This is a genomic window from Pseudothermotoga sp. U03pept (assembly GCF_051235805.1).
Lineage (GTDB): Bacteria > Thermotogota > Thermotogae > Thermotogales > DSM-5069 > Pseudothermotoga_B.
Genome location: NZ_JBPNXV010000003.1, coordinates 100728 through 113848, shown reverse-complemented (window position 1 = coordinate 113848; position 13121 = coordinate 100728). Strand labels below are relative to the sequence as shown.

At 42.9% G+C, this 13121-nt stretch carries 14 protein-coding genes; 9 read left to right on the top strand and 5 right to left on the bottom strand.

Features of this window, described 5'->3' with window-relative positions; genetic code table 11:
• The 9 genes from ACSFC1_RS11060 to gyaR form a co-directional block, all read left to right on the top strand.
• A partial coding sequence (locus ACSFC1_RS11060; protein ID WP_435566256.1) for a YeeE/YedE family protein occupies positions 1-796 on the top strand: 796 nt, incomplete at its 5' end.
• 3 nt (positions 797-799) lie between these two features.
• Complete coding sequence (locus ACSFC1_RS11055) at positions 800-1156, top strand: DsrE/DsrF/TusD sulfur relay family protein (RefSeq protein ID WP_435566254.1); 357 nt, start codon at positions 800-802, stop codon at positions 1154-1156.
• A gap of 10 nt (positions 1157-1166) precedes the next feature.
• Complete coding sequence (locus tag ACSFC1_RS11050; protein WP_435566253.1) at positions 1167-1520, top strand: intracellular sulfur oxidation protein; 354 nt, start codon at positions 1167-1169, stop codon at positions 1518-1520.
• 12 nt (positions 1521-1532) lie between these two features.
• Positions 1533-1802, top strand: coding sequence for a sulfurtransferase complex subunit TusB (gene tusB / locus ACSFC1_RS11045; RefSeq protein ID WP_435566251.1), 270 nt, complete (start codon positions 1533-1535; stop codon positions 1800-1802).
• Between the two features lie 80 nt (positions 1803-1882).
• Positions 1883-2419: a sulfurtransferase TusA family protein gene (locus ACSFC1_RS11040; RefSeq protein ID WP_435566250.1), complete on the top strand. Its 537-nt coding sequence runs from the start codon at positions 1883-1885 to the stop codon at positions 2417-2419.
• 276 nt (positions 2420-2695) lie between these two features.
• A complete protein-coding gene (locus tag ACSFC1_RS11035) occupies positions 2696-3667 on the top strand; it encodes a hydroxyacid dehydrogenase (RefSeq protein WP_435566248.1) in 972 nt (323 codons plus the stop codon).
• Between the two features lie 30 nt (positions 3668-3697).
• A complete protein-coding gene (locus ACSFC1_RS11030; RefSeq protein WP_435566247.1) occupies positions 3698-4480 on the top strand; it encodes an HpcH/HpaI aldolase family protein in 783 nt (260 codons plus the stop codon).
• A 3-nt stretch (positions 4481-4483) separates the two neighbouring features.
• The gene (locus tag ACSFC1_RS11025; RefSeq protein ID WP_435566245.1) at positions 4484-5419 is read left to right on the top strand and encodes a sugar phosphate isomerase/epimerase family protein; all 936 of its coding nucleotides are present in this window, start codon (positions 4484-4486) and stop codon (positions 5417-5419) included.
• Positions 5420-5448: 29 nt separating this feature from the next.
• Positions 5449-6438 (top strand): glyoxylate reductase, encoded by a 990-nt coding sequence (gene gyaR, locus ACSFC1_RS11020; RefSeq protein WP_435566244.1) that lies wholly within the window; start codon positions 5449-5451, stop codon positions 6436-6438.
• Between the two features lie 43 nt (positions 6439-6481).
• Here the strand turns inward: gyaR and ACSFC1_RS11015 are convergent, their stop codons facing one another.
• The 5 genes from ACSFC1_RS11015 to ACSFC1_RS10995 are packed head-to-tail and all read right to left on the bottom strand — an operon-like array spanning position 6482 to position 13111.
• Entirely contained in the window at positions 6482-8311 is a 1830-nt protein-coding gene (locus ACSFC1_RS11015; RefSeq protein ID WP_435566242.1) for a DUF6259 domain-containing protein, read from the bottom strand.
• A 17-nt stretch (positions 8312-8328) separates the two neighbouring features.
• A complete protein-coding gene (locus ACSFC1_RS11010; RefSeq protein ID WP_435566241.1) occupies positions 8329-10122 on the bottom strand; it encodes an amylo-alpha-1,6-glucosidase in 1794 nt (597 codons plus the stop codon).
• Positions 10123-10133: 11 nt separating this feature from the next.
• Entirely contained in the window at positions 10134-10958 is an 825-nt protein-coding gene (locus ACSFC1_RS11005) for a carbohydrate ABC transporter permease (RefSeq protein ID WP_435566239.1), read from the bottom strand.
• Positions 10955-11818 carry a carbohydrate ABC transporter permease gene (locus ACSFC1_RS11000; RefSeq protein WP_435566238.1) on the bottom strand — a complete coding sequence of 288 codons (864 nt, stop codon included), beginning with the start codon at positions 11816-11818 and terminating at the stop codon, positions 10955-10957. The genes ACSFC1_RS11005 and ACSFC1_RS11000 overlap by 4 nt, the downstream gene beginning before the upstream one ends.
• Positions 11819-11869: 51 nt before the next feature.
• The gene (locus ACSFC1_RS10995; RefSeq protein WP_435566237.1) at positions 11870-13111 is read right to left on the bottom strand and encodes an ABC transporter substrate-binding protein; all 1242 of its coding nucleotides are present in this window, start codon (positions 13109-13111) and stop codon (positions 11870-11872) included.
• Between the last annotated feature and the right edge of the window lie 10 nt (positions 13112-13121).

Genomic DNA, 13121 nt, shown 5'->3' with positions numbered 1-13121 from the left:
GCCGTTGAACTGGATTGCGAATATAGTTGGTGGTTACATCTTTGGGATTGGCATGGTACTGGCTGGAGGTTGCGCTTCTGGTGTGACTTACCGAGTAGGAGAAGGTATGACAACTGCTTGGTTGGCTGCTCTTGCTTTTGGTCTGACAGCCCAGGCGACCAGCGGTGGAGTACTCTCTGGCTGGATGAAATGGTTGAACAAGTACAACATCACAGTTGCATCCAATAGCTCAGTGTATGTGTCGAAGACAGGACCAACTTTGGCAACGATCTTCAACGTAAATCCATGGATAATCACCTTGATCTTTGTCGTATTGCTCTTGTGGTACGCATTTGGCACGAAAACGAGTCAGCGTGAAACGAAGATCAACTGGATTGTCGCGGCTGTATTGATAGCCATACTGCAACCGATAGCTTGGTGGGCAAGTGCGGCGAGCGGTAGAAACTACGGACTGGGCATCACAGGTGGCTGGACCAATATTCTCTCTGTGTACACAGGCAACAAGCCATTGAACTGGATTGGTGCAGAGGTGCTCGGTATAATCTTAGGTGCGATGTTTATAGCAATTGTTGGCAAAGAATTCAAGCTTCGCATGCCCAAGAAACCATCCACATACCTTCAAGTTTTAGTTGGCGGTGTCTTGATGGGCTTTGGGGCTGCGACTGCTGGTGGGTGCAACATTGGACATTTCTTGACCGGTGTGCCAACTTTGGCTATCTCTTCAATAGTAACCTCAATCTTTTTCTTGCTTGGCAACTGGACTATGGCATGGTTGCTCTTTGGTAGGGAGAGATGATGAATGAAGATAACAATACAGGTTATGGTACCACCCTACACCTACGAAGATCTTGACACCGCAATGAAGATAGCTGAGGCGGCAGTTGAGAGAGGTCATGAGGTAAATCTTTTTCTCTTCGCTGATTCAGTTCTTTGCGTGAACAAGAATGTGAAACCCATAAGAATTGATAGAAATATTCCGCAGAAGCTCAAGCAGATGATCGAGCAGGGAAAACTGAGAGTTGACATATGTGGTATCTGTATGGATTACAGAGGGATCACCACAGATATGATCATCGAAGGTTCAAAACCCAGCGGATTACCAGAACTGGCAGCTTTGTTCGCCAGCAGTGATAGGTTCATAAACCTAATGGCTTGAGGTGGTGGTTGTGAAAAAATTACTCTTTGTAGCTTATCAATCACCAGTTGGGAGTATATGGGTGAATGAAGTTTTTAGAACTGCTTTTGGCATGTACGGTGAAGATTTAGAACCAGCAGTACTCTTGCTCGATGAAGCATGTGTTGCACTGTCCAAGAACACCAAACCAGAGATGTTGGGCTTGCTCCCACTTTCAATATGCCACAGATACATAAAGAACTACGGAACAGAGGTCTATGTCGTAAAAGAAGATTTGGAGAATTTCAAGGTAAGAGAGTTGGATGAAAACTTTTCGGCAACGATTATCGACAAGGGAAGTCTTCCAGAGTTTTTCCATCAATTCGATCACGTTGTTTTCATGTGAGAGGGTGGTAAGATGGCGCTTATCTTAATCAAATATGGTCCAAACAATCCTGCCGAACGGATCAAACTGTACGCAGCCACAGATGAAGACGATGTTGTACTGATACAGAATGGTGTATACTGGGCTTTGGAAGATTTCAAAAGTCATACAAAAGCCAGTGTGTTTGCAATAAAGGACGACTTTTTGTCACGTGGTTACAGTGAGTCTGATTCTAAGGTTCCTCTGATTGACTATGGAAGATTCGTGGAGTTAGTGGAAAAACATCCTAAGTCCATTGGCTGAAGTCGAATGATCATTTTCCAAACGCGGGTCATTCGACCCGCGTTTTTGATGAGGTGATCTGGTTGAGTGGTGGAAGTAAGATGGTCGAACTCTTGAAGGTTTTGGCAAATCAAAGAAGGCTGGAGATACTCATGTTGCTCACTGAAGAATGCATGACTACTAAAGAGGTGGCTGAAAAACTGAAAATAGATCTTTCCACTGCCTTCAGGTATTTAAATCAAATGGTGAAATATGGCTTACTGAAGGTAGTTCGAAGCAAAGAGGGTGATCGTTATGATATTGCTTCAGAGCACGTTTTCCACATCCTTCAAGAAATATCTATGCATGTCCTTGGATCTGTGAAATCCTACGATGGCTCAATGGTTTACTATGTTATAGACGCTAAGGAAGTCCCAAAGCCACAACTGATCTTGGATATGCGTGGAGAGATATGCCCCATTCCAGAACTTCAAACAAGGAAAAAGCTGCAAGAAATGAATTCAAACGATATTCTGATGGTGATTGTGGATTACCCTATTTCAAAAGAGAGAATCTTGAGCTACTGCCAAAGATCTGGTTACAAAGCCTGGGTATTAGTACAAGGCGTAGAGACAACGATATGCATACAGAAACCTTAGAGATATGTGGCAATCTTTGACGTTTGTGGAAAAAACTTCTTTCTCATGAACCTTCCTTTTCTTCCAACCTTTCAGGATTCGTCACACTGAATGAGTCAACAATCACGGAAATGTCGCTATACTATTCTTGGCTTAGTTATAATGCATTCGAAGCTCCTTGAGAATCTCTTGAAGATGGCATATAAAGACTTTGTGCATTGCAGAGCCCAAATGATTGGGTTTTGGTCTGCCCAATAAGTTTTGGTACAGTTTCTGTGTTGAAAGGGTGATCAAGAAATGAAGGTGATGATTGTTCAGCCCATTCACGAAAATGGTGTGAAGGTTCTCAAAGAGGCAGGTTTTGAGGTAGTTTATGCATCAAGTTCAGATCCTCAGATCGTTGCACAAGAGATCAAAGAGATCGATGGTGTGATAGTTCGCACCTCCCCTTTCACAGCCCATATAATACAAAATGCTCCCAAACTCAGAGTGATCGCAAGACATGGTGTTGGCGTAGACAACGTTGATCTGGAAGAAGCTTCAAAGCGCGGTATATACGTTGTGAACACTCCAAATGCAAATGCCCTTTCTGTTGCTGAAGGTACTATCATGTTCATACTTGCACTCGCCAAGAGACTCAAGGATATGGATCGTGCTACCAGAGAAGGTAATTTCAAGATCAGAGATGAATTCTCCACTATTGATATCGATGGGAAGGTGTTGGGAGTAGTTGGCTTGGGCAGTATAGGCTCCTTGGTTGCAAAGAAGTGTCAAGCGGCATTTTCGATGAGGATTATTGCATATGATCCTTATGTGAGTAAGCAAAAGGCTCAAGATCTGAGTGTCGAGTTGGTCTCGCTCGAAGAGTTGCTTGAAAGATCTGATTTTGTATCGATACACGTGCCACTTACAAGCCAAACCAGGAATTTGATAGGTGAGGCACAGTTGCGAATGATGAAACAGACGGCTTTTATCATAAACATGTCCCGAGGTCCTGTGTGGGACGAAATGGCTGTCTTGAAGGCGTTGAACCAAGGGTGGATCAAAGGTGCAGCAACCGATGTTTTTGTGGATGAACCTCCTCCTTCAGATCATCCATTCTTCAACTGTGAAAAGATTCTTTTGACTCCACACAACTCAGCACTCACTCAAGAGTGTGTGATTCGAATGGCTGAAGGCGCAGCTCAAGGAGTAATAGAGGTACTGACTGGCAGAGAACCTCAATTTCCAGTCAACATAGAGTTGTTGAAAAAATATGGCAAGATTTGATCAAATGAAAAAAGTTTAGGGGGTGAGGTCGTGAGAAAGAACAAAACAAAGCAACTGCTGAAGGAAGGCAAACATGCAGTAGGTATCATGGTGAGTGAGATAAGAACTCCCAGTATTGCACAGATCTTTGCCACGGCTGGTTTTGATTTTTTCGTCATAGATACTGAACATTCTTCCTTTTCGCTTGAAACGGTACAAGACATGGTATGGGCGGCCAGGGCGGGTGATATAACACCTATCGTGCGTGTACCAACAAGGTATGGCCATCACAATCTCTCAAGACCTCTTGATTGCGGTGCAGAAGGGTTACTGATACCACAAGTTCAAACCAAGGAGGAAGTTGAGCAGATAATTAAAGCAACCAAGTTCTACCCCCTTGGTGAGCGAGGTATTGCAATTAGAAGAACTCACACGGGTTTTGCCGACATGAAGCCCGATGAATTTGTAAAGTGGATGAATGATGAGACGTTGATAATCTTACAGATAGAGAGCAAAGAAGCAGTAGACAACCTTGAAGAGTTGATAATGCCTGGTGTTGATGCATGTTTAATAGGACCAAACGATCTATCCCAAAGTCTTGGAATACCAGGTAAAACCAAGGACCCGTTGGTCCAACAGCACATAGAAAGATTTGTGGAAAAGTGTCTGAGGTTGAACATACCCTCTGGGATTCACTTGCGGGATGTCCAATCGATAGAGCCTTGGATAAGAAAAGGCATGCAGCTGTTGGTATGTTCAACTGACATAGGCTTGCTGGTTGAAGGTGGAAGAAAGATAGTACAAGATATAAAAACAATCTGTGAAGGGAGGTAAAAGATGTATCCTTGGCACGACTGTTTTCACATGGGTTTGATTCACTTCATGGCTTATCCAGATGCGAAGAGCGAAGAGGAAATACTTTCCACGGTGAAAAAGGTTCTCACAGATGAGTTTTTCCAAGCCATTGAGATTAGTGCACTTGTTGAACGACCAATACTTGAGAAGATTGGAAAGATGTGCGAGATCTCGAAGGTGGAACTTCTACTCGCCGCACAACCTTTGGTCCTGACGAAAAAACTGAATCTTAATTCAGTTGATGAATCAGAAAGAAAACAGGCTGTTGAAGAGATCAAAACTGTCATCGACAACGCTTATTCTGTGGGGGCAAAAGCCGTCGCCTTCTTGAGCGGCAGAATGCCGCAGGAAAATGAACTTGAGGTTGCAAAGGCACAGCTTGTCAAGTCTTTGAGGGAATTGTGCAGTTATTCTCAAGAACATGGTGAAAGAGAAGGCAGAATAGTTGCAGTGAACTTGGAGGTCTTCGACTGGTCTGTCGACAAAAAGGCACTTGTTGGTCCAGCATCTGTGGCATTTGAAATCGCTTCAAATGTGAGGACCTTTCATCAAAACTTTGGCTTGACTGTTGATCTTTCTCACCAGCCTTTGCTTTTTGAAGATTCTTTTTATACAGTTCAGCTGCTTGCACCCTTCATAACACATGTTCACATAGGAAATGCCGTGCTCAAGAAGGATCATCCAGCTCACGGTGATCTGCACCCGAGGTTTGGTATCTCCGATGGGGCTAATGATGTGAACGAAGTATTCTACTTTCTCAAATCACTGAAAAAGGTTGGCTACTTCGATAAGAAGGTTGCAACAGAGAGGCCTGTGATCTCTTTCGAAGTCAAGCCTATGGTTGGTGAAGATCCCGACCTTGTAGTAGCGAATGCGAAAAGAACATTCCTGAGTGCATATGCGAGGTTGATACAATAGTTCCACAGATTGAAGGAGGAGGTAGATCGATGAAAAAGCCCAAGGTTTTTGTGACGAGGCTCATACCAGAGGATGGTTTAAAACTTTTGAAAGAATACTGTGAAGTAGAAGTGAGTGACTATGACGGGGTCATACCGCGTGAACTATTACTCAAGAAGGTGAAAGGTGTCGATGGTATCTTATCACTTCTCACAGACATTATCGACAAAGAGATCATGGATTCTGCAGGACCACAACTGAAAGTGATCTCCAACTACGCTGTTGGTTACAACAACATAGATGTTGAAGAGGCAACCAGAAGAGGCATCATGGTGACCAATACACCAGGTGTTTTGACAGAGACAACGGCAGATCTTGCCTGGGCTTTGATGATGGCTATCGCAAGAAGAATAGTTGAAGGTGATAGATTCGTGAGAGATGGAAAGTTTCGTGGTTGGGAACCAATGCTCCTCTTAGGCACAGATCTGTATGGAGCCACTCTTGGTATAGTTGGTTTTGGAAGAATAGGTCAAGCGATGGCTCGTCGTGCCTTAGGGTTCAACATGAGAGTTCTTTATTACAGCAGAAAGAGAGTTTCAGAAGAACTTGAAAGAGAGCTTAATGCAACCTTTGTAGATCTTGAAACGTTGCTCAAAGAATCAGATTTTGTAACGCTTCATGTACCACTCACAAGAGAGACACACCATCTGATAGGAGAAAAAGAATTGAAGATGATGAAAAAAGAATCGTACCTTATAAACACTGCGCGCGGTCCTGTGGTGGATGAAAAAGCCCTTGTAAAAGCGCTCAAAGAGAACTGGATCAGAGGAGCTGCACTCGATGTTTTTGAAAATGAGCCACAGGTTGAGCCAGAGCTTCTCGAATTGGACAACGTTGTATTAGCACCGCATCTTGGTTCAGCTTCTTATGCTACAAGAACGAGAATGTCTGTCATGGTGGTAGAGAATTTGCTGAAGGCTTTAAAAGAAGAGATTCCACCCAACTTGGTGAACACAGAAGTGTTGAAAAAGAAAGGGTGAGAACAGTCTCACCCTTTTTTCGCACATCACACAGTTGGTGTACTCACATCTGAATGATGTAAATTCTGTGAATGAGCGCATTGCTGTATTTGTATTCGTGTATCTTCTGTATTTTTCTGCCTTTTGGTAATGAAAGATCGATTTGCACATCCTTTTCCTCAAGGTTGACGACGTGGATCTTTAAAAGATCTCCTTCTTCGTAAGATGTAACTACGACGAAGCCGTCAGAATCGATTTTCCAGTCTTGGTATCTTTGAACTATCTCTATCAGTTCTTTGGCATCGAATGGATGCGTGAAGTTATAGCAGTAGTTCAAGTAGTTGAAGAACAGAAAACCGTTTTTCTTGAGTCGTTCTCTGTATTCCAAATTGTTGAAATACAAAGAGAAGTTTAGCAACGATAGGTCTTGTTCTAATGCCAGAAGTTGGTCTGGTTTTTGCTGTGATGAGACAAGATTATACAGTTCTCTCCAGATGACCTTTTGTCCTTCGATTGGGGTGTAACCAAGAAAGATCTTATCTTTCTCGAAATTAGCGATTTTCTCTATCTCTCCTCTTTCAAATATAGGCGGCACAATTAAAAGATCTATTTCATCAAAATCGTCATACACGACTTTGTAGTCGATCTTAGAGCGAACCAGCTCATGCTGCGCCGCAAAAAAAGGCAGAGCAGTCTTTTCCCAGTAAAAGGTTAGTGAATCATATGGATGAAAGATGCCTATTCTCGTTGCACGTTTTCCATATATCTTATGAACAACGCCGTCCTTACCTTTGAACCAGTTGTGATAGTCCTTGATTTGAAGACGAATATCTTCAAATTGATCGTCTGTCAAGAGTGTCCATTTGCCATTGTGAAAGTATTCGGTGCCTTTGAGCACATAGACCGAGTCGTTTGAATAAGCCTCAGCCATCGCCTGAAGGTATATTCTTGTGGAATAGGCAGGATCATCCCCGATGCCGAACATATAAGGTACACTCGTCACAGGTTTGCCTTTACAATACGCATGAGCTATTCTGTAAGTCATCGTGTTGAAGATCTGTATTCCTTGAAATTTCCTTGGTATCTGGTGGTTCTCGATCATGACGAGATCTTGTACTCTGAAGGCTTCTCTTAGATCGATGCCTGCCATGATAGATAGTTTGCTTATTCCAGCTTCAAAAGAGTTTGAAGATATTAGGATATCAGGATTGAGTCTCTTAGCTATTTGAGAAAGTTCTGCCACTGTGTCCCATATGATCTTCCTTCTCCAGGTCAGATAGAGCTTTGATTCCAAAGACTCGCTCAGAAATTTTGGAATTTCGTTCACTTCAAAACCTTGTTCTTGTGCATATTCCTTGAAAAGTTTTTGGCATCTATCACAGTAACACGGACGAAAACCGAACCAAGAGCCAAAGATGTTGTCGAAGAATACACCATCAGCTTTAGCGTTGACTATTCCTGCAACTATCTCTTTGAGATGTTCTTTCCAGTCTTCGTCGGTCGGACAGACAAGGTATCTACCTGAATAGTAGTTGATCTTTTCACCGTATGGGTCTAGGGCATACCAGCGCTTGGTTCTATAAGTTCCCGAAAAAACGTTGTTTGAGAACTGAACATACCCAAAGACTTTAACCCCTTCTTGATGATATTCCTCAACAGTTTTCTTGAAATACTCATAATCTTCCTTTTCTATCTCTGGAGGAAAGCCCCAATTGTAAGTACAGTACGCCCAATTGTAGCCCATCTCACCCAGCCTAAATGCTCCTTTTCTCAAGCCTCCTTCCATGTGTACTTGTTCGTCTATTGGTGTACCAGGGAACTTAACTTTGTTGATTCTTATAGTCCCTGGGCCTGCCCACATGTAAACAGGGTAGTGATTCCATTTTTCTACCATGATCACACCTCCAAGTTTTATTGAGCGTAGATTTCTCTTATAACGAATGCGGCGAAAGAACTCCAAGCTTGGTTTAATCCACCTCTGTGATAAGCAGGTGAGTAGTATTCAACCAAGTTCACCCAACCCTTTTCAAGAGAGTATTCCCACCATTTGAGCAAACCGTAAGCTGGGTCAAGCCCGCTCTTGAACCTTGCAAGCGCATAAGCAGAACTCATATAAGGCCAGCAACTTCCATTGTGGTATCTGTATGAAAATGCACTTTTGCCAAATAGGTGAGAACGTTTTTTGAACAGAGGCCAGACATTCATCACACCCCAGTCACCGTATGGTTGCTGCATGTTGTTTCTTGATTCCAAGAGTTCTTCCATCTTTGAGAGCATCGACAAGGCTTTGTCTTTTTCTGCGATTTCATAAAGTATTGCCACGACTGTATCTAAACTTAGATGATCTTCAGTGTAACTGCCAACGAAATCATAAAAATACCCCTTCTCAGGATTGAAAAGTCTTTCATTGAATGATTTTTTCATCACCTGATACTCTTCCAAAAGATCCTTTCTATCTACCTTGGCAAGCTGAAACAATCTGTGCGCCTCTCTAAACGCTGCTATCTGCAGAGCCAAGTCGTAGGTTACTAAACCATTTCTGAAGACATTGTCTTGCCAATCTTTCGGATCAAAAGGTTTAAGCGGCAAACCATTCTCGCTTTTTTGGTAATTTCGAATCTGTTGAACTATCAGATCTACTTTTTCCAAGATAGTCTCCTTGCCAACAACCTCAAAAAGTACCGTGTTATCACCGGTCAGATCTATGTATTTGCTGATCAACAGCACGAAGAGTGGTCCTGAGTCATGGTGGTCTGACCACCAGTCGTTTTCATATCTGACGAACTGCTTAATCTGATGATTCTGCTGGATAAACTGCCTCAGCAAAGATCTTTCATCACTATCTAAGAACATTACGGCACTTGGACAGCCGTCCTTATGCACACCTTGTGAAAGGGCTATTATCTGATCTCTAACCATCTTTGGCTCTACCTTCAGAAGGGTTAATGACGTCCAGAAACCATCTCTGAAATATGTTCTTCTTGGGAAACTGTAGTTATTCCCTGCCGAGAGACATTGTGCTGTCTTAAAATCCTTCCAAGAAGAAAGAGCCGTATGTATTGAGAACAAATAGAGCGATCTTTCCAGATCGTTCAGGTTGCTGGGGCAGTTCTGGAGCAGTCTTTCTACATAGAGACGATTTTCGACTTCCTCCGAAAGATCATCTCTTTCCTGCTTAGAACGGAAAGCAATTTCGATACTCTGTGATCCTTCATCTTCAATCACAATCTCAAAAGATCTGTTCTGTGAAGGCTTTAACTGAACCAATCTACCTTTCAGAATTTTGATACGCAAAACATCTGAGAAAACTATTGAGTTCTGGGTACACGAAATCTGCAAAGGCTGTTGAATTTCCACACAGTCAGCAAATGGTACTTTGAACAACCTTACTAAGGGCACTTTGAAGTTGAGCACAACTCTCTTTAGACCATCTATTTTCCAGAGAATCGATCTTATCTTATCGGCTGTGAAGAACTGCCAAGAAAGATCTTTGCTCTTGAATTTGCAACCATTTTGCCAAAGACAGCAGAATTCCGGTTGATCTAAATTTGTTTTGGTGAATTCTATCAGTAAGCCTTCCTTCGAAGAAAAAAGTTTCTCAGGTTTTCCATACTTCAGCACAAGCGTATGCTCAACATTGGAAAGAAGAAAATCTTCCACCGCTGTGTCATAAAAGACAGTGTTGAGATCTATTTTGTAATTCAAAGCGACTCACCTCATTTGATAGCTCCAGTTGTTATACCCTTGACAAAGTATTTCTGCAGCGACAAGAACACTATCAGCACTGGCAACATCGAGATCGTTGTCATAGCCAAGAGTGGTCCCCACTGGACTATATGCTCACCAGCATACATTCCAAGAGCCAGTTGGATTGTGTACAGCTTTGGAGAACCAACAACGATGAGAGGCCACAGAAAGTCGTTCCATCGCCACGTGAACGAGAGAACAGAAATAGCCGCCAGCAGTGGTGTTGAGAGTGGTAAAACAATCCTGAAGAAGATCTTCCACTCACCAGCGCCATCTATTCTCGCGCTCTCGAGCAATTCGTCTGGAATCGCAGAATGAATGTATCGCTGTGCAAGAAATATGCCAGTTGGTGTTGCTGCAGGAGGAATGATCAATCCCCAAAGTGTGTTGATCATGCCAATCTTAGATAAAACCAGATAGACAGGAACCATTATGACCTGAAGTGGAATCATGAGCATAGAGAGCGTGAAATTTGAGACAAAGTTCCTGTAGCGAAATTGGTACTTCGCCAATGCGTAACCACCCATTAGGCTTATCAATACAGTCAAAGCGGTTGCAGAAATCGATATTAGAAAAGAGTTTCTGATGAACAAAGAGATAGGAGTCTTTGAAAATACTAATTGATAATTGATCGAAGTGAGTTTAGTTATCAGTCTTGGAGGCCATGCAAAGAGGTCTGTTTCTTCTTTAAAACTCGAGAAGACTGTCCAGAGGATCGGTAAGACATAAAAAAACGCAAACAGATAGGCAAAGAGATTCACAATCACTATCAGTAATCTTCTTTTTCTTTTCATTTCTCTTCCTCCAAGATCCTGAACTGTAGTAAAGACAAACTTATCAAGATGAAAAACAATATTACGGACATAGCCGAAGCCATCCCAAGCCTTCTTTCCATAAATGCAGCGTGATATATTCTCTGAGCAATCATCGTTGTCGCAGTTCCAGGACCACCAGCGGTGAAAACGTATATTATCTCGAAATTCCTCATAGTCATGATTGTTGACAGTACCACAACGAGCACCGAGGTCGGCTTGAGCAATGGAAAGATGATCTTCCAAAATCTCACCCAACGATTGGCACCGTCCAAAGCTGCGGCTTCGTAAACCTCGTTCGGAATAGTAGTCAGTGCAGCGTTGAACATCACCATGAAATATCCAGCAACATTCCAAATAGTCACCATTGTGACACTGATGAACGCCAGCTTTTTGTCTATCAGCCAGGGCACAGGGTTTTGCCCAAATTTCATCAACAGTGTATTTATCAATCCAGCATCATAATCGAGAAACCATTTCCAAGATATCCCAATGATGGAAGGTGATAAGAGCCATGGCCAGTAGAAGAGAGCACGTAGGAATGGTTTGCCATAAAAGAAGTCTGATGTCGTCATGACCGAAAGTCCAAGCGAGCACAGAAAGACCAAGGGAACTACCGTAACAGTGTAAATAAGTGTTCTGAGCAGTGCGCGGACAAAATCACTCGATGGTTGCAGTAAATTTTTGAAATTCGCTACACCGATGAATCTGCCAGAGAAGGTCAGCATATCTGAATCTGTGAAAGAAAAGTAAAAACTGCTCAATGCCGGTGTGACTATGAATATGCAGAAGATCAACAGATTTGGTAAAAGAAATAACCACGCCATTAATTGTTTTTTCAAAAGCATTCCCCCAGTTTTGGCAAACCGGGAGGAAGACCTCCCGGCAGACTCTCATTTACTCTTGGCTGCTTCTTCTCTGAGAAACTTTGCGAGTTCTCTGAATGCCTGAGCTGGTGTCTTTTCTTTTGCTACAGCAGATTTTATGGCATCAGTTATGACTGAACGATTCTTTTGTACTATCGCAGCGGTGTCGGGATCGTACCAATCAGCAACTAAACTTCCCCTGCCAGATTCGTTAAGATCTTTCATCACAATGGCATAGATTTCGTTTATCACAGGATCTGTTATTACAACTTTATCAGCTAAGTCTTTCCTGTCTGGTATAAGGAAAAGTTTTCCTGCAAATTCAGCCAAGTTTTCTTGGTTTGTCAAAAAGAGTGCAAGCTTTGCGCCTTTCTCTGTGAATGGTACGATGTACTTTCCACCAGTCATGACCGCTCGCTGACGTTTGTAGGGCCACATGATTGCGCCCCAATCAAATTTGAGCTGTTCTCTGAACTGTGCGAGCATCCAAATTCCAGAGACATACATCGCTGCCATACCATTTTGGAAATACTTAGCTGGGGCATCGCCGGTAAGCCAGACAGCTTTCGGCATGAGGTCTTCGTCGTGCAGTTTGACGAAAAATTCGAGTGCTTCGATTGATTCAGTTGAATCGATCGTTATTTCCTTACCGTTTGGATCCCAAATTCCTCCACCGAAGACGTACAGCAAGTTTGAGAATCTGTACGGACTGAAATCATAAACAAGGGCATACCTTGCGGCACCGCTCTGCTTGATCTTCTTCATAGCAGCGTACCACTCATCGATAGTCCACGGTTTGTCTTTTGGTGGTTCGATACCTGCTTTCTTGAATATCTCTTTGTTGTAGAAGATTGCGTGTGCATCGGATGTGTAAGGGATTCCAACAACCTTCCCCAATTTCTCGTAAATCTTCTTGAACGCAGGTTTGTAGAAAGAGACGTTGTCCAGCCATTCCTCGAATTTCATGCCTGTGTACTTTTCAATCAGTGGTTTTAGATCGACGGCATACTCGACCCATGGGAGAATATCGGTTTCTCTTGCAACGTCTGGTGGTGAGCCAGCCTTAGCCATAGCCGCGAGCTTGGGTTTGTACTCCAAATAGTAGGGAAGGTTAAGTACAACGACCTTTTCACCCTCGGTTTTCTCAAATTTTGCAATCTGTGACTGCATGATGTCGAAGTCTGGTCCGTCTGTGAACCACATGAGAACGACATCAGCCATGACAAATACCGTTGCCAAAACCAGTAACGCAACAAGAACCTTCTTCATGAAACCACCT